The sequence below is a fragment of the Candidatus Krumholzibacteriia bacterium genome (assembly GCA_030748535.1).
In the GTDB taxonomy this organism is placed as follows: Bacteria; Krumholzibacteriota; Krumholzibacteriia; order JACNKJ01; family JACNKJ01; genus JASMLU01.
This window is the reverse complement of sequence record JASMLU010000003.1, coordinates 59,717-75,355: the sequence shown is the minus strand read 5'-3', so window position 1 is coordinate 75,355 and position 15,639 is coordinate 59,717. Positions and strand designations below refer to the sequence as shown.

The window sequence follows — 15,639 nt, the reverse complement described above, 5'->3', positions numbered from 1 at the left end:
TTCCCTGCTAATGGAATCAAGAAGGACTCCTGTCTCCGTCATTGACTCTCTTCGGGCAAGCCCCTAAGCTCCCGGATCACGAAAGTCCCGGATCCGGAAAAGAGGAATCACCATGATCATCATCCTGAAGAAGGATGCGAGCAAAGAGCAGGCAGAGGAGCTTCTTGGGATCATCGAGAAGCACGGACTCAAGCCGCTCTACATGCCGGGAACCGAGCGTACCGTTTTGGGAGCTCTCGGAGATGAGCGGGTTCTGGGAACCCTGTCTCTGGAAGCCATTCCCTTTGTCGAGCGGGTTCTTCCCATTCTCAGCCCCTACAAGATTGCAAGCCGCGACCTGCAGGCCCACGACACGGTGGTCCAGGTGGGGGAGGTTCCGATCGGCCCGGGCTACTTTACCGTCATCGCCGGGCCCTGCGCCGTGGAGAGCGAGGAGCAGATTGTCGAATCGGCCCGCAAGGTGAAAGAGGGAGGAGCGCGCATTCTTCGGGGAGGAGCCTACAAGCCCCGCTCCAGCCCTTACACATTTCAGGGTCTGGAGGAAGAAGGACTGCGCCTTCTCGCCCTTGCTTCCCGGGAAACCGGCCTGCCCGTAGTGACCGAGATTATCGATGTTCACGACATTGAAATCGTTTCCCGCCACGCAGACATGCTGCAGGTCGGCGCACGCAACATGCAGAACTTCCGCCTGCTTCGGGAGCTGGGAAAGAGCGACAAGCCGGTTCTGCTGAAGCGGGGCATGAGTGCCAGCTACGAGGATTTCCTGATGAGCGCCGAGTATATTCTCAGCGAGGGAAACCCGAATGTGGTTCTCTGTGAGCGCGGGATCAAGACCTTTGTCACAGGAACCCGCAACACCCTGGACCTCAATGCCATTCCCTACCTGAAAGGGAAAACCCATCTGCCGATCATCGTCGATCCCAGTCATGGAACCGGAATCCGCGACCTGGTCGCTCCCATGTCCAAGGCTTCCCTGGCGGTGGGCGCTGACGGCCTGATTGTGGAAGTCCACCCGCAACCCGACCAGGCCCTGAGCGATGGCAAACAGTCACTCTTCCCCGATCAGTTCGGGCGATTGATGGAACAGCTTCACAGGTACGCGGAACTGGAGGGGCGGGTTTTCCCGTGAGTTTCGTCGAGCCCGGCAAGGCGCGGAGCCTGGTAAAAGTTCGCCCGGGAGCCATCGACCCCCTGCGGCTATTCAGCCACCTGTCCTCCGGCGGCAATCGTCCCCACTCCTTTCTTCTGGAGAGCGCAGAAGTGCATCAGGGAAATGCGGAGCGAAGCATTGCCTGCGCTGCCCCCTGTCTGAAAATCTCCGGCCGGGGTCTTCAATGGGAAATGGAGGCTTTTCACCGCACGGGCGGGAAGATCCTCAAGGCCCTGCCCTCCCGGCTGGGCTTCAGTGAAACTCTGGAACTGGAAGACGGGGAAAACGGACCTCTGCGACTTTCCGGGCGACTGCCCCGTCCGCGGGCGGGGCTGGAAGAGCGTGACCGTCTTCGGGAACCGGGACCCATGGATCTTCTTCGTTCCGTTCACGGGCTTCTGGAGGCAGATTCCCCGACCGGATTTCCCTCCGGCGGGCTCTTCGGAGCTTTCTCCTATGATTTCGTTTCCACCTTTGAGGAGCTTCCCGACGAGCAGGACGATCCTCATCCGGTGGATGACTACACTTTCTATTTCAGCAACCATCTCTTTCTGATCGACCATCTGAGGGATCGCAGTATTTTCGTGGCAACGGCTCTGGGTTTGGAAGACCCGGAAGAGGAGTACGCCGTGGCCCAGGAGCATTTGCGTCACTATGAACAGGCGGCCGAAGAGGCCGGGGACTTGCCGGCTCTGGAAGAAGCTCTGGAGCTTTTGCCAGAAGAAGTGCAGACGGATCTCGACGATGAGGCTTTTGCCGGGGAAGTTAGCCGACTCAAGGAACACATTCTCGCAGGAGATGTTTTCCAGATTGTTCCCAGTCGCAGTTTTGAGGCTCCTCTCCGGGAGGCGCCTCTTCAGGTTTACCGCCGCCTCCGCGAACTGAACCCCAGTCCCTACATGTTCTACTTCCGCTTTGAGGAATCGAGCCTGATCGGAGCCAGTCCGGAGACAGCCCTCCAGGTGGACCGAGAGAGGCGGGTCTGGATTCGACCCATTGCGGGAACGCGACCCCGCGGACTTCTGGAAGGTCGTCTGGACCGGGGTCTTGATGCCCGCTACGAAGCGGAACTGAAACTCGACGGCAAGGAACTGGCAGAACATGTCATGCTTGTGGATCTGGCCCGAAACGACATCGCCCGCGTGAGCCAGTCGGGAAGCCGTGCCGTGGAGCGTCTTTTCAGTGTCGAGAAATACAGCCATGTGCAGCATCTGGTCAGCGAGGTGTCCGGGGAACTGCGCGAGGGTCTGGATCCGCTTCATGCCTATCTGGCCACGATGAACATGGGAACCCTGACAGGGGCTCCCAAGGTGGAGGCCATGCGGCTTCTTCGCCAATGCGAGAAGACCCGCCGCGGATTTTACGGAGGAGCCGTGGGCTACTGGCTGCTCGATGGAGAATTCGATACGGCCATCGTCATTCGCTCCCTGCTTCTCTTCGGTGACCGTGCCCTGACCCGCGCGGGAGCCGGAGTGGTCTTCGACTCCATTCCCGAAAGGGAAGCGGAGGAAACCACGGCCAAGGCCCGGGCCCCGCTGGCGGCCCTGGGTCTGGGGAGGGGAAAATGAAAATCCTCTTTATCGACAACTTCGATTCCTTTTCCTGGAACCTTGTTGACGAGTTTGAAAAGCGCGATGCCGAAGTGCGGGTCTATCGTAATGACATCGGCATGGGGTCGCTGCGCGAAATTGTCAGTTCCTGGTCTCCCGACCTTCTCGTGATTTCTCCCGGTCCCTCCACTCCCTCGCGGGCGGGAATCTGTCTGGAAGCAGTCCGCGAGTGCTCCGGATCCATTCCGGTCTTTGGCGTTTGTCTGGGGCACCAGGTAATCGTGGAAGCCTTTGGAGGAGTTGTCGGTCGTGCGCCCCTGCCGGTTCACGGCAAGGCCAGCCTGATCGAACACGATGGCGAGGGTCTCTTTGAGGGAATGGAGAGTCCACTTTCCGTGGGCCGATATCACAGCCTGGTGGGAAGCGAGATTCCCGACTGTCTGGAAGTGAGCGCCCGCTTCGGCGATCTGGTCATGGCCTTGCGTCATCGGGAGCATTCGACCTGGGGCGTTCAATTTCATCCCGAAAGCATCCTCAGTCCCGGGGGCGGCCCGCTGATTGACCGGGTGCTGGAATTGGCGAAGCGATGAAAGAGATTCTGGAGAAACTCTATTGTGGCGAGACCCTCGACTTTGAGGAAAGTCGCCAGTTGATTTGTCACTTCATGAAGGGCGAGGAGCCGGATGCGGTGATCGCCGCCGCCCTTGTGGCCCTGAAGGTTCGGGGGGAGACGCCCGAAGAAATAGCAGGCGCGGCCCGCGCGCTTCAGGAGGCGGCCCTTCCGGTTCGGTCATCACAGCGTCCCTTGATAGACACCTGTGGAACCGGCGGCGACGGGTTTCACAGCATCAACCTCTCGACGGCCGCTGCCCTGGTTCTTGCCGCTTCCGGTCTTGCGGTGGCCAAGCATGGAAACCGTGCGGTTTCGAGCAAGTCGGGCAGCGCCGATGTTCTGGAGGCTTTGGGAGTCAAGCTGGACCTTGAGCCCGCTTCCAATGAGAGCCTGCTCGAAGAATGCGGCATCTGTTTTCTTTTTGCTCCCCGCTACCACCGTGCGATGAAGCATGTTATGCCTGCGCGACAGGCCTTGTCCAGCCGCACGCTTTTCAATCTCATCGGTCCCCTGAGCAATCCCGCCCGCCCGACGCATCAGATTCTGGGTGTCTATCGGGAGGATCTCATAAAGCCCATGGCACTCGCTTTGCGGGAACTGGGCCTGGAGCGGGCCTGCGTGGTTCACGGCTCGGGCATGGATGAACTGGCTCTGCACGGGCCTTCGAAACTACTCTGGCTTGAAGATGGCGCCTTCCGCGAAGAGGAACTCGATCCCCGGGAACTGGGGATTTCCCCGGCAGAACCGGAAGCCCTTCGCGGAGGAGATGCCGAAGAGAATGCCGGGATCCTGCGGGAGCTTCTTGCGGGTGACCGGAAAGGTCCGATGCAGGATGCCGTGGCGCTGAACGCGGCTGCGGGAATGATCCTGGCGGGTCTGTTTTCTTCCTGGGCGGAGGCTCTGGAAGGGGCCCGGGAGATTCTCGCCAGTGGACAGGCCCTGAAGACGCTGGAAGACTGGGCCACTGCGAGCGAGGCTCTGCCTTGAGCAGCGTTCTGGATCGGATCCTCGCCCGCAAGCGAGAAGAGGTGGCCGAAGGCCGTCGAAGCAGCGAGGGCTTTGGCGACTTGGAGCCTTCGGACCGGGATTTCCGGGCGGCTCTGGCCGCACCGGGGCGCCGTTTCATTCTGGAGGTCAAGAAGGCCAGTCCGTCCCGGGGGGCGATTCGCCCTGACCTGGTTCTCGAGGAACTTCTTGCTCTCTACGACCTCCACGCCGACTGCGTGAGCGTCCTGACCGATGAAGAGTTTTTCGGGGGAAGTCCCGGCGATTTGAAAGAGGCGCGTCGCCTTTGCCGTCGTCCCCTTCTTCGCAAGGACTTCATGGTGGATGTCTGGCAGATTGAGGAGTCGCGGCATCTTGGAGCCGATGCGGTTCTGCTGATCGCCGCCGCTCTCGGCGATGGTGAGTTGCGGGACTTCAGCGCACGCGCACGCGAACTGGAGATGGATGTTCTCTTCGAGGTTCACGATGAAGAGGAACTTCGCCGGGTGCTCGACTGCGGCGCCGATCTCGTCGGGATCAACAACCGGAACCTCGTGGATCTCTCCATCGACCTCCAGACGACTTCCCGCCTGCGCTCCCTTCTCCCCGACGATGTTCTCTGCGTTTCCGAGTCGGGGATCAATGAGCGAAAAGACCTGCAGTCCCTGCCCGCAGATGCCTTTCTCATCGGCTCCAGTATTCTAGCTTCGGAGGATCTGGACCGGAAGATCAAGGAACTGGTCTACGGCCCGGTGAAGGTCTGCGGCATTACACGCCGTGCGGATGCCCAGGCAGCGCTGGATCTCGGAGCCACCTGGCTGGGCTTTCTCTTTCACCCCCCCAGCCCGAGATCGGTGACGGTGGAGCAGGCCCGGGAAATCTGTCGTGCCTTGCCAGGGCGCAAGGTCGGGGTCTTTGTCGATCAGAACCCGGACGAGATTCTTTCCATTGTCCATCAATGTGACCTGCACGGGGTTCAGTTGCACGGGAACTATGACTCCGAAGCCGTTCGCTATCTGGAAACCCGTTTGCAGGGGGTCTTTCTCGTAGAGGTCTTCTCCGCGGAAAGCCTTGGCTCTTTCGAGGAATCTCGTGCAGACTACCAGCTGCTGGATGCCGCCCCGCAGGGTGAAGGCGGCCTGGGCGAGAGTTTCGACTGGGCCCGATTGCAGGGGCGGGATCTTTCGACGGTATTTCTTGCAGGCGGGATTCACCCCGCAAATGCGCTGGAAGCGCAGGCCACCGGGGTTTACGCACTGGATCTTTCCAGCGGCCTGGAGTCGGAGCCGGGGATCAAGGATCCCACAAGGCTCGCCGCCTTGTTTGACAAACTTCGAGCGGGACAAGAGGAGTCTTCATGAAAAGGGACGGTCGCTTCGGGCCCTACGGCGGATTCTATGTGCCGGAGATTCTCATGCCCGCTCTCGAGGAACTGGAAGAAGCTTGGCTGAGTGCCCGGCGCGATTCCGCATTCCGCAAGGAACTTCGCCTCCTGCTCGATCGCTATGCCGGGCGTCCCACACCGATCACCGCCTGCGACAACCTGAGCCGCAAGGTCGGCTGGCCCATCGTTCTCAAGCGGGAAGATCTTCTTCATGGCGGTGCGCACAAGACGAACCAGGTACTCGGGCAGGCGCTCCTGGCCCGTCGCATGGGGAAGAAACGCCTGATCGCAGAAACCGGGGCCGGACAGCACGGCGTGGCAACCGCCATGATGGGTGCGCTCTTTCAGATGAAGACCCGCATCTACATGGGCGCGGTCGATGTCGAGCGGCAGTCGCTCAATGTCTTTCGTATGCGCCTGATGGGTGCCGAGCTGATTCCCGTGGAAAATGGGAGTGCCACGCTGAAGGATGCCATCAATGAGGCCCTTCGCGACTGGGCCACGAATCTCGACGACACCCACTACCTTCTCGGAACCGCCGCCGGCCCGCACCCCTTTCCTTCCATGGTCGCAGACTTTCAGGATGTCATCGGACGGGAGGCGAAGCGGCAGTTCCGCAAGGACTATGGCAAGGATCCGAAGGCCGTGCTGGCCTGCGTTGGTGGGGGCAGCAATGCCATCGGTCTCTTTCGCGCCTTCCTCAATACAAAGTCGGAACTCTATGGCGTGGAGGCGGCGGGTCGAGGGCTGTCCAGCGGCGAGCACGGGGCAACGCTGGGCAAGGGTTGCCCCGGCATCCTCCATGGATCGAGGAGCTACCTGCTTCAGGATCGCCACGGACAGGTGAGAGAAACCCACAGCGTCAGCGCCGGGCTGGATTACCCGGGCGTGGGCCCGGAACACTCCTGGCTTCGCGACACAGGGCGGGTTCAGTATCACTCGGCGACGGACAGGGAAGCCCTGAAGGCCTTCCATCTTCTGAGCGAGTGCGAAGGCATTGTACCCGCTCTTGAAAGTGCTCACGCTCTGGCAGAAGCCCTGAGTCTTGCCCGTCGCTATCGTCGCGAGAATCGTCGGGGCGCTCCCATTCTGGTCGGACTGTCAGGCCGCGGCGACAAGGACATGGAAACAGCCCGCCTTCACTTTCCCGAACTGGAAGGGGAAAGTTGATGGACCCTTACGCTGCCACCTTCCGGGAACTTAGCAGAAAAAACGAGGGTGCCTTTGTACCCTTCACCGTACTCGGTGATCCGGACCCGGAGAGTAGCCTGGAAGTTCTGCGCGCCTTTGCCGAGGGGGGCGCAGACATGCTGGAGCTGGGGATTCCCTTTAGTGATCCTGTGGCCGATGGGCCGGTCATTCAGGCCGCAGACCTTCGCGCCCTCGAGACAGGATGCACGCCGGTTTCTGCCCTGAATATTGTGAAAGAATTTCGTCGTGACTATCCGGCGATTCCGGTGGGGCTCTTGATCTACGCGAACCTGGCCCACGAGCGAGGCCTGAGACGCTTCTACCGGGATGCGGCTTCTGCCGGGGTGGACAGCATTCTTGTAGCCGATGTTCCCCTGGAAGAATCTTCGCCCTTTGCCTGGGCAGCGGAACTGTCCGGGATTGCCGACATCAGGATGGTCACCCCTCTTTCCGGTGACGCTCGCATTGCCCGGATCTGTCGAGCGGGCGGACCTTTTCTTTATGTAGTGAGCCGCCGGGGAGTCACGGGGCGTGATTCCGCGCTGTCCTCATCAGCGGGCCCTCTGCTTCGAAAACTGAAGAAATCCGGAGGGCCGCCCAGCCTTCTGGGCTTTGGAATCGGAAAACCCTCCCAGGTGCGTGAAGCTCTCGCAGCAGGTGCAGACGGAGCCATCAGTGGTTCGGCCATGGTGGAAATCATTGCCCGCCATGCCCGGGGTCGCCCTTTGCGAAAGTCGGAACGCCGGGCCATGGCCGAAGAGTTACGCGAATTTACGGCGCAGATGAAACGAGCGACGAAGAAGCGATAAGGAGAGGAATGAGTCAGGAAAAAACCCCCTCAAGCCTGAGCCCCCTGGCCTACGAGCCGGGAGCCGGCGAGCGCTATGAGCCCGTGATCCCCGCAAGCCAGAGTCCCACCGAACTGACCTTGCGAGCAGTGATCATCGGGATCCTTCTCGGGGCGCTTTTCGGAGCGGCCAATGCCTATCTTGGCCTGAAGGTCGGACTGACCGTATCGGCCTCCATTCCTGCTGCCGTGATCGCCGCTTTTTTCTTTCGCGTGGCCAAGGGCAGCACACTGCTGGAAAGCAACATGGTGCAGACCGTCGGCTCTGCCGGTGAATCCGTGGCGGCCGGTGTGATCTTTACCATTCCCGCCTTCTTCCTCTGGATGCAGACCGATCCCTCCGCCGATCCCGGTCGCCTGAAGATCTTCATTCTGGCTCTCTTCGGGGGCCTGCTCGGGGTTCTCTTCATGATTCCGCTTCGGCGCTACCTCATCGTAAAAGAACACGGGCACCTGCCCTATCCCGAAGGCACGGCCTGCGCTGAAGTGCTGGTTTCCAACCAGAAGGGATCGAGCAAGGCGGCCCTGCTCTTTCAGGGTCTGGGTCTGGGCATGTTCTACCAGATCCTCATGCACGACAAACTCTTTGGCTTCTGGAAACAGGATCCTTCGCACAACATCCGCGAGCGCTATCACATTGGGAGCGAAGTGGGGCCGGAACTGCTGGGTGTCGGCTACATCGTGGGCCCGCGCATTGCGGGGCTGATGCTGGGTGGCGCGGTTCTCGGGGTGCTGGTTCTCGTTCCCGTGATCTCCTGGTTCCGCGAACTGGGAGGGATGCCCTTCATGGGCCCCGAAGAGATTCGCGGAAACTATGTAAAGCTCATCGGCGCGGGCGCGGTGGCTTTTGGCGGTATCATTTCCCTGGTTCGCGGCCTGCCGACCATTGTCCGGAGCTTTGGAGCCGGGCTCAAGGGTTTCGGTTCAGCAAGCGAGGGCGAGGAAGTTCCCCGTACACAGCGTGACCTGCCGCTCAAGGGCGTGGGCATTGCCGCTGCCGTGATCATTCTGGCTCTCTGGTTTCTGCCCGATTCCATTATGCCGGTGAACCTGGCTGGCGCGATCTCGATGGTCGTCTTCGCTTTTATTTTTGTCACCGTCTCCAGCCGTGTGGTGGGACTTGTCGGGGGAAGTTCTCTTCCTGTAAGCGGAATGACGATTGCCACGCTTCTGGGCACGGCGGCTCTCTTTGTCGCTCTCGGATACACGGGCACGGCGGCCAAGTATGCCGTGCTCAGCGTGGGCGCGGTCGTTTGCATCGCCGCCTCCATTGCGGGCGATACGAGTCAGGACCTGAAGACCGGTTTTCTGCTGGGTGCCACTCCCCGTCACCAGCAGATCGGGGAGTTCGTAGGCGTGATCACCAGTGCCCTGGTGATGGCCCTGGTGATCTACCTCTTTCGGGCTGACATCGTCAGCGGCGCGCTGAAAGCTCCCCAGGCCAATCTGATGCGCACGATCATCGACAGCGTAATCAGTCGCGATGTCCCCTGGGATCTTCTGATTGCAGGTGGTTTTGCGGCAGTTGTGGTGGAACTGCTGGGCATGAACTCTCTGGCCTTTGCCGTGGGGCTCTACCTTCCCATTGAACTTTCTGTTCCGGTTTTCCTCGGTGGATCTATTCGTTGGTGGACAGAAAGGAAGTTTGAGGGCGATGATCGCAATGTTCGCAGGGAGCGCGGGGTTCTCTATTCAAGCGGACTGATTGCGGGTGCTGCCATGGTGGGATTGCTGGCCATGATTCTGGTGGCCATTGCGACCCGACTCCGCTTTCTGGATGTCGCCCTGCAGTGGATGCAGAACCTGACGGAGGGCATGGGACATGCTTGGCCCTTCCTGCCCTTCGCCGTTCTGGTGTTCTTCCTGTGGCAGTTCTCACACGGGAGAATTCGCAAGGAGGCCTGATGCTCTGGAAGCTTTTTCTGGCCTTTCTGAAAATCGGCACCGTCGGTTTTGGTTCCGGCCCTGCCATGCTGGTGCTGATTGAGAAGGAAATGGCTGCCCGGGATCTAATGACAGGCCCCGAGTTCACCGATGCCGTGGCTGTGGGCATGGGTCTCCCGGGTCCGATCGCAACCAAGATGAGCCTCTACTGTGGCTATACCGTGGCCGGGGTTCCCGGCGCACTGGTATCGACGCTGGCCATGCTGATTCCCAGCAGTATTGCCATTCTGGTTCTGGCGAAACTCATGGACCAGTTTCGGGGCGCACCGAAACTGGAGGCGATTCTGCGTGCCATGAGGCCGGTGGTCGTGGCGATCTTTCTCTTCATGGCTTTTGGGTCCTCGCGTGGCATTCGCCCGGGCTGGGACGCGATACTTTTGGGGGTGGTGGCTCTTGCCCTTCTCCTCCTGAGAGTCGATCCTGTATGGGTCATTCTCGGCGCCCTGGTCTTTGGACTACTGTTTTACTAAAGGAAGCATCATGCAGAAACTGGACTTCATGGCGTCCCTTCGCGGGGGATGGAACATCTTCAACCGCAGCCCCTGGACTCTTTTCGGCGGCGCGCTTCTGGCGGGAGTTCTTTCCCTGACCATCGTTCTCGCTCCCCTGATGACCGCGGGCTTTGTGGGAATGATTCTGAAACAGGCGCGAGGCGGAAATGCGGAGATGAGTGATCTCTTTGCCTTCCTGTCGGTTCAGGAATGGCTTCGTTTCTTTCTGGGAACCCTGCTCGCCCTGGCCGTCTACCTTCCCGTCTTTCTTCTCAACTTTGCGAATGCGGGTCTCGGCTCCGTGGCCGGCATTCTTGCGGGAGCGATTCTTCTGGTCTACTTCCCGCGCATGGTCGATCGCAATGAAGATGGTCTGTCGGCTCTTCGGGAAGGCTTTTCGCTCTTCAAGAAGGAATACCTGGCGACCACGCTTCTTTCCCTTTTCTTTGCAGCAGTGTCGATGATCGTTTTCCAGTTTATCCCGGTGGCCGTCATTCTGACGGCGCCGATCACGCAGTCCATTGCCGTGGCCGCCTACCTCCAGACCTGCGACGACGAGGTCGAGGTCATTGAGGCCGGAGATGCTTGAGGACAAGAGCCTGGTCGTCATGCTCCATGTGCCGGCCAGTCCCGGTCTGCCCGGGCATCCGGGCATGGAGGAGGCTTGCCGCCGGGTTCGAGAGGAGGCCGCTCTCTGCCGGGATGCAGGAGCCAATGCGCTTCTTCTGGAAAACATGCACGACTTCCCCTGTATCCGCGAAGAGGAGATGGGCCCGGAGATTCCGGCCTATCTGACGCTTCTTGCCCGCGAAGTGCGACGGGAGTGCCCGGACCTTCCTCTGGGAATCCAGGTTCTCTTCGCCGCAAGTCGAGTTGCCCTGTCGGTAGCAAAAGCGGTGGGGCTGGATTTTGTTCGCGCCGAAGGCTGGCTCTACGCGCATGTCAGCGACAAGGGACTGCTTGATGCCCAGGCCGGCGGACTCTTCCGATATCGCCGGGAAATCGGGGCCGAGTCCGTGGCGATCTTCACCGACATTCAGAAGAAGCACGCCAGTCATGCCCTGACCTCGGATCTGGGAATCGCCGAGCAGGCGGCTCTCCTGGAACTTCACAAGAGCGATGGCGCGATCGTCACCGGATCGGTGACCGGCGATGCGCCAAAGGTGGAGGATCTAAAAGCAGTGAGAGGGTCCACGGACCTGCCCCTGCTGATTGGTAGCGGCATCACGGCCGGGAACTTCGAAGACTACTTTCCACTTGCCGATGCTTTCATTGTCGGTTCTTTCCTGAAAGAGAGAGGACGCTGGGATGCGCCGCTGGAGCCTGCCCGTCTTGAGGCGCTATCGAAACTGCGAGAGAGACTGACATAAAAAAACCGGCCCCCGAAGAGGCCGGTTCTGCGCAGCAATTCCCCACACTACTGCAGTAACACCATTCGATGGGAGAGGCTTCGGTCTCCGGTATGGAGCTTGGCGAAGTAGACGCCGCTAGCCATTGCCCGTCCATTGTTGTCGCGTCCGTCCCAGCTTCTTTCCTGGGGTCCGGCTGGAAGGCTGCCGTTCTCCAGAGTTTTCAGCAGGCGGCCGCCTACATCATAGACTTCCAGCAAGACAGGGCCGGCCTTGTCGAGCTCGAAGCGGATCGTGGTCTTCGGGTTGAAGGGGTTCGGGTAGTTGCCCGCAAGACGCGTTGCCGGGGGTGTGTCTCCGGCGCCGGTTCCACTGAGATCGTTCACCGCGTTGTAGGCGTTGACCCTCTTGCCGATCGGATGGTCATAGTTGACATAGTCGCCGGTGTCGCTGAGGTGAGCATCCATCTGGTCGGAGTCCATGTAGGGATTGATCGAACGAACCATGCCCGCAACTCCCGCCACGATGGGGCAGGCCATGCTGGTTCCATCGCAGTACATGTAGGGATTGATTCCGTCATAGCCGTACATGAGCATGAAGAGGAGTTCGGTCAGGAAGTCCCATTGGTAGTTGCTCTGCACGCAACTCCAGATCTGCTCTCCCGGCGCGGCGATATCCACCCAGGTTCCGTAGGTGGAGAAAGAAGCACGCTGGTTGCTGCTGTTTGTTGCACCCACGGAGATCACATGGTTGCAGGCTCCGGGGTACATCATCTGGCTGTCGCCATTGTTCCCGGCCGCGGCCACGCAGACGATGTCTTCAGCGTCCGCCATGTCGATCAGTTCCTGCATGAAGGCGGCCATTCCTCCCTGGTCGGGCCCTCCGAAGCTCATGGAGATGACATCCGGTTTGGTCTCGACGACATAGAGGAAGGAATTGGTGATCGCCACATCGGTCATGCCGACATTGGATTCGACCATCTTCACGCCCATGATGGAACAGTCCCAGCCGGTTCCGGCAATACCGGTTCCATTGCTGGTGGTGGCACTGGCACAGCCAGCGCAATGGGTTCCATGGAAACCGACATCGATGCCTCCCTCAAGGTAGGGCACCGGGCTGGGGTCCTTGTCGTTGTCACCGGCGTCCCAGCCATTGTAGTCGTCCACATAGCCATTGCCGTCGTCGTCTTGACCGTTGTTGGGGATTTCACCGGGGTTCTGCCACATGTTGCCCGCCAAATCCTCGTGTCCCACATCCACGCCCGTGTCCAGAATAGCAATCACGGAAGCACTGCTTCCCTGACAGACATCCCAGGCTTGCTGCAGGTGAATGCCGGCACTGCCGCTGGTCACGGCCCACTGGCTGGAGGTCATCGGGTCATTGGGCATGGTCAGGGTCTTCAGGGAGAATCGTTCGGCTACTGCGGCAAAGGCACCGGTGGCCTGAAGATCGCGTCGGGCGTTTTCAGCACTGAAGTTCGCCAGATCACTTTCGAGAATCAGGAAACGACGATCACTTTCGTTCAGGGCTCCGTCCTTGCGAGCCATGTATTCGTAATGGAAGAGGCCGTGGCTTTCCAGCACCGCAGAAAGGCCCGCATCCCGGGCAGAAAAACTGCCATCGCTGTCGAGGCTCAGGATATCAGGGTTGTCGAGTACTGCGAGAAGGGTGTTGTCAGCCGCAATACCGGGGGAAATCGTGACGAGAAGAATCAGGAGAATGAAACGTCGCATCAGGGAACCTTCCTTGGATTGTGGAAAACCGCTTGAGGAGGTGAAGCAATTATAGCACGCCCTCTTGGGGAAAGAAAAGGGATTCGGGGGAAGGATGGGGAGCTATCCGCCGCGACGAGCGTGGAAAGCAGTGGCGATGCCTCCGCTGAACTCGTGGTTCCGGATTTCCACGAAGCCGGTCTTTCGAAGAAGTTCGGCAAAGGTCTCGCGATCCACAAAGTCGCCCACGCTGCGGGGCAGGTAGCGGTAGGCTTCGCTCTTGCCGGAAACAAGGGCGCCGATTCGGGGGAGGATGTGCTGAAAGTAAAAGCGGAAGATCTTTTCGATGAAGGCGTTTCGGGAAGGAAAAAACTCCAGGACCAGAATTTCTCCTCCCGGCCGCAGGATGCGACACATTTCCTGAAGCCCTGCCCCCAGGTTTTCGAAATTACGAACCCCGAAGGCGGCCATGCAGGCGTCGAAGCTTTGATCGTGAAGAGGGAGCTTCAGGGCATCGGCCACGGCAAAGGCCATCAGGGACTTATCCCCGGAGAGTTTTGACTGCCCCTTCTCGCACATCTTTCGCACAAAGTCGGTGGCGAAGATGCGGACATCCGGTCTCTCCCGAATAAGTGCCAGCGAGAGGTCGCCCGTTCCGGCGGCCACATCCAGCACCTTCTGCACTTCGGGGGAGAAAAGTCGCACGGCCTTTCGCCGCCAACGCAGATCCTGTCCTGCACTGAGCAGCCGGTTCAGCCGGTCGTAACCAGGAGTGATCTCCGAAAACATGCCGCGGACGGCTTCCCGTTTCCCCGGGCTGTCTCCGGTGGGAACCGTCTTCACTTCTTCTCCAGAGAGATGCCCAGGCGATCCCAGATCTCGTCAACGCGTGCCTTCACTTCGGGACTCATTTCCAGAACATCGGGCCATTCACGCTCGAAGCCCTCTTCCGGCCACTTGCGAGTTGCATCGATTCCCATCTTGCCACCGAAGCCCATCTTGTCGGTGGCGTGATCGAGCACATCCATGATGCCTTCTGCAAAGACGGTGTCGCGTTTCGGATCAATGTTGGCCGTGACCCGCCAGAAGACTTCCGCCGGGTTCTGCACATTGACATCCTCGTCCACCACGATGACCACCTTCGTGAACATCAACTGCCCGGTTCCCCAAAGGCTGGACATGATCTTGCGTGCGTGCCCGGGGTAACGCTTGCGGATGGAGACGATGGCCACATTGTGAAAGACCCCTTCCACGGGCAGGTGCATGTCGACGATCTCGGGGAACTGCAATTTGACGAGAGGAAGGAAGATTCTCTCGGTGGCCAGTCCCATGGGCCCGTCTTCCTGGATCGGGGGGCCCACGACGATACTCGGATAGACCGGATCCTTCCGGTGCGTGATGGCTGTTACATGAAGAACCGGATAGTCGTCGGCCAGAGAGTAGTAGCCGGTGTGATCTCCGAAGGGACCCTCCAGACGACGCTCGCCGGGTTCCACATAGCCTTCGATGACATACTCGGCTTCGGCCGGCACTTCCAGGTCCACCGTTTTTGCTTTCACCATTTCTATCGGACGATCAGCAAGGAAGCCGGCCAGCATGACCTCATCCACCCCTTCGGGCAGGGGTGCGCTGGCCGCGTAGATCATGGCCGGATGTCCGCCGAGCACGACGGCCACCTCCACTCGTTCTCCTCGCGATTCCGCTTCCCGATGATGCTGGGCGCCAACCTTGTGCATCTGCCAGTGCATGCCGCAGCTATGGGAATCGAAAATCTGAACGCGGTACATGCCGACATTGCGGATTCCGGTATCGGGGTCTTTGGTGAAAACCTGGGTCTGCGTGATGTAGCGTCCCCCGTCGTCCGGCCAGCAGAGCTGCGCGGGAAGCAAGTCCAGATCCGCATCCTCTCCGAGAAGAATGGCATCCTGACAGGGAGCCTTCTTTACCGTTTTCGGGAGAACCCGGGCAATGGAGGCCAGCTTGCCGAGCGCACGAAATCGCTCCCGCCAGTCGCCCGGAGGAGCCATTTTGGCGGCTTCCCCGACTCGCTCGGCGACCTCCTCCAGGGTTCCTGAACCCAGAGCCCAGGCCATGCGATCCTCGGTTCCGAAGAGATTGATCAGGAGGGGAGTTTCGAAACCCTCGACATTCTCAAAGAGAAGAGCCGGGCCGCCGGCCTTCACCGTCCGGTCGCAGATTTCCGTGATCTCGAGATCCCGGCTCACACTTTCGCGAATGCGAATGAGTTCGCCCCGGGACTCCAGAAAGTCCATGTAGTCGCGCAGGTTTTGGTATTTGAACATGGAATAGAACTAACACGGTCTCCCGGAGGGGGCAAGAGAGGGCTCTGGAAAAGCAGCATCTCTCCCGCTTTTCCTTGCCCGATTTTCCTGCTGCTCCTAGTCTTTGGAAAGCGTTCAGGAG

Annotated in this window: 14 protein-coding genes; 11 read left to right on the top strand and 3 right to left on the bottom strand. The window is 59.9% G+C overall.

Going from position 1 to position 15,639, the window contains the following annotated elements:
- Window positions 1-112 precede the first annotated feature (112 nt).
- From aroF to QGH30_05540, 11 genes are read left to right on the top strand one after another with little or no spacing between them, the layout of a single operon-like run.
- A complete protein-coding gene (aroF, locus tag QGH30_05590; GenBank protein ID MDP7021807.1) occupies window positions 113-1,129 on the top strand; it encodes a 3-deoxy-7-phosphoheptulonate synthase in 1,017 nt (338 codons plus the stop codon).
- A complete protein-coding gene (locus tag QGH30_05585; protein MDP7021806.1) occupies window positions 1,126-2,718 on the top strand; it encodes an anthranilate synthase component 1 in 1,593 nt (530 codons plus the stop codon). Before aroF ends, QGH30_05585 begins: the two co-directional genes overlap by 4 nt.
- The gene (locus QGH30_05580; protein MDP7021805.1) at window positions 2,715-3,290 is read left to right on the top strand and encodes an aminodeoxychorismate/anthranilate synthase component II; all 576 of its coding nucleotides are present in this window, start codon (window positions 2,715-2,717) and stop codon (window positions 3,288-3,290) included. Before QGH30_05585 ends, QGH30_05580 begins: the two co-directional genes overlap by 4 nt.
- Window positions 3,287-4,300, top strand: coding sequence for an anthranilate phosphoribosyltransferase (gene trpD, locus QGH30_05575; GenBank protein ID MDP7021804.1), 1,014 nt, complete (start codon window positions 3,287-3,289; stop codon window positions 4,298-4,300). Before QGH30_05580 ends, trpD begins: the two co-directional genes overlap by 4 nt.
- Complete coding sequence (gene trpCF, locus QGH30_05570) at window positions 4,297-5,658, top strand: bifunctional indole-3-glycerol-phosphate synthase TrpC/phosphoribosylanthranilate isomerase TrpF (protein MDP7021803.1); 1,362 nt, start codon at window positions 4,297-4,299, stop codon at window positions 5,656-5,658. The genes trpD and trpCF overlap by 4 nt, the downstream gene beginning before the upstream one ends.
- Window positions 5,655-6,851 (top strand): tryptophan synthase subunit beta, encoded by a 1,197-nt coding sequence (trpB, locus tag QGH30_05565; GenBank protein ID MDP7021802.1) that lies wholly within the window; start codon window positions 5,655-5,657, stop codon window positions 6,849-6,851. Before trpCF ends, trpB begins: the two co-directional genes overlap by 4 nt.
- Window positions 6,851-7,681, top strand: coding sequence for a tryptophan synthase subunit alpha (gene trpA / locus QGH30_05560; GenBank protein ID MDP7021801.1), 831 nt, complete (start codon window positions 6,851-6,853; stop codon window positions 7,679-7,681). Before trpB ends, trpA begins: the two co-directional genes overlap by 1 nt.
- Before the next feature lie 8 nt (window positions 7,682-7,689).
- Window positions 7,690-9,624 carry an oligopeptide transporter, OPT family gene (locus QGH30_05555; protein MDP7021800.1) on the top strand — a complete coding sequence of 645 codons (1,935 nt, stop codon included), beginning with the start codon at window positions 7,690-7,692 and terminating at the stop codon, window positions 9,622-9,624.
- Complete coding sequence (locus QGH30_05550; GenBank protein MDP7021799.1) at window positions 9,624-10,133, top strand: chromate transporter; 510 nt, start codon at window positions 9,624-9,626, stop codon at window positions 10,131-10,133. Before QGH30_05555 ends, QGH30_05550 begins: the two co-directional genes overlap by 1 nt.
- 10 nt (window positions 10,134-10,143) lie before the next feature.
- A complete protein-coding gene (locus tag QGH30_05545) occupies window positions 10,144-10,743 on the top strand; it encodes a hypothetical protein (GenBank protein MDP7021798.1) in 600 nt (199 codons plus the stop codon).
- Complete coding sequence (locus tag QGH30_05540; GenBank protein ID MDP7021797.1) at window positions 10,736-11,524, top strand: BtpA/SgcQ family protein; 789 nt, start codon at window positions 10,736-10,738, stop codon at window positions 11,522-11,524. Before QGH30_05545 ends, QGH30_05540 begins: the two co-directional genes overlap by 8 nt.
- A 47-nt stretch (window positions 11,525-11,571) precedes the next feature.
- Here QGH30_05540 and QGH30_05535 read toward each other — a convergent pair whose 3' ends face one another.
- The 3 genes from QGH30_05535 to QGH30_05525 form a co-directional block, all read right to left on the bottom strand.
- On the bottom strand, window positions 11,572-13,236 hold the full coding sequence (locus QGH30_05535; protein ID MDP7021796.1) for a S8 family serine peptidase: 1,665 nt from the start codon (window positions 13,234-13,236) through the stop codon (window positions 11,572-11,574).
- 102 nt (window positions 13,237-13,338) lie between these two features.
- Window positions 13,339-14,058, bottom strand: coding sequence for a ubiquinone/menaquinone biosynthesis methyltransferase (locus QGH30_05530; protein MDP7021795.1), 720 nt, complete (start codon window positions 14,056-14,058; stop codon window positions 13,339-13,341).
- Entirely contained in the window at window positions 14,055-15,518 is a 1,464-nt protein-coding gene (locus tag QGH30_05525) for a menaquinone biosynthesis decarboxylase (protein ID MDP7021794.1), read from the bottom strand. The genes QGH30_05530 and QGH30_05525 overlap by 4 nt, the downstream gene beginning before the upstream one ends.
- Window positions 15,519-15,639: the final 121 nt, after the last annotated feature.

Excerpts from the sequence above, each read along its gene's own strand:
- aroF (MDP7021807.1), top strand. The coding sequence starts at position 113 with ATGATCATCATCCTGAAGAAGGATGCGAGCAAAGAGCAGGCAGAGGAG.
- QGH30_05580 (MDP7021805.1), top strand. The coding sequence starts at position 2,715 with ATGAAAATCCTCTTTATCGACAACTTCGATTCCTTTTCCTGGAACCTT.
- trpD (MDP7021804.1), top strand. The coding sequence starts at position 3,287 with ATGAAAGAGATTCTGGAGAAACTCTATTGTGGCGAGACCCTCGACTTT.
- trpB (MDP7021802.1), top strand. The coding sequence starts at position 5,655 with ATGAAAAGGGACGGTCGCTTCGGGCCCTACGGCGGATTCTATGTGCCG.
- trpA (MDP7021801.1), top strand. The coding sequence starts at position 6,851 with ATGGACCCTTACGCTGCCACCTTCCGGGAACTTAGCAGAAAAAACGAG.
- QGH30_05555 (MDP7021800.1), top strand. The coding sequence starts at position 7,690 with ATGAGTCAGGAAAAAACCCCCTCAAGCCTGAGCCCCCTGGCCTACGAG.
- QGH30_05550 (MDP7021799.1), top strand. The coding sequence starts at position 9,624 with ATGCTCTGGAAGCTTTTTCTGGCCTTTCTGAAAATCGGCACCGTCGGT.
- QGH30_05545 (MDP7021798.1), top strand. The coding sequence starts at position 10,144 with ATGCAGAAACTGGACTTCATGGCGTCCCTTCGCGGGGGATGGAACATC.
- QGH30_05540 (MDP7021797.1), top strand. The coding sequence starts at position 10,736 with ATGCTTGAGGACAAGAGCCTGGTCGTCATGCTCCATGTGCCGGCCAGT.
- QGH30_05535 (MDP7021796.1), bottom strand. The coding sequence starts at position 13,236 with ATGCGACGTTTCATTCTCCTGATTCTTCTCGTCACGATTTCCCCCGGT.
- QGH30_05525 (MDP7021794.1), bottom strand. The coding sequence starts at position 15,518 with ATGTTCAAATACCAAAACCTGCGCGACTACATGGACTTTCTGGAGTCC.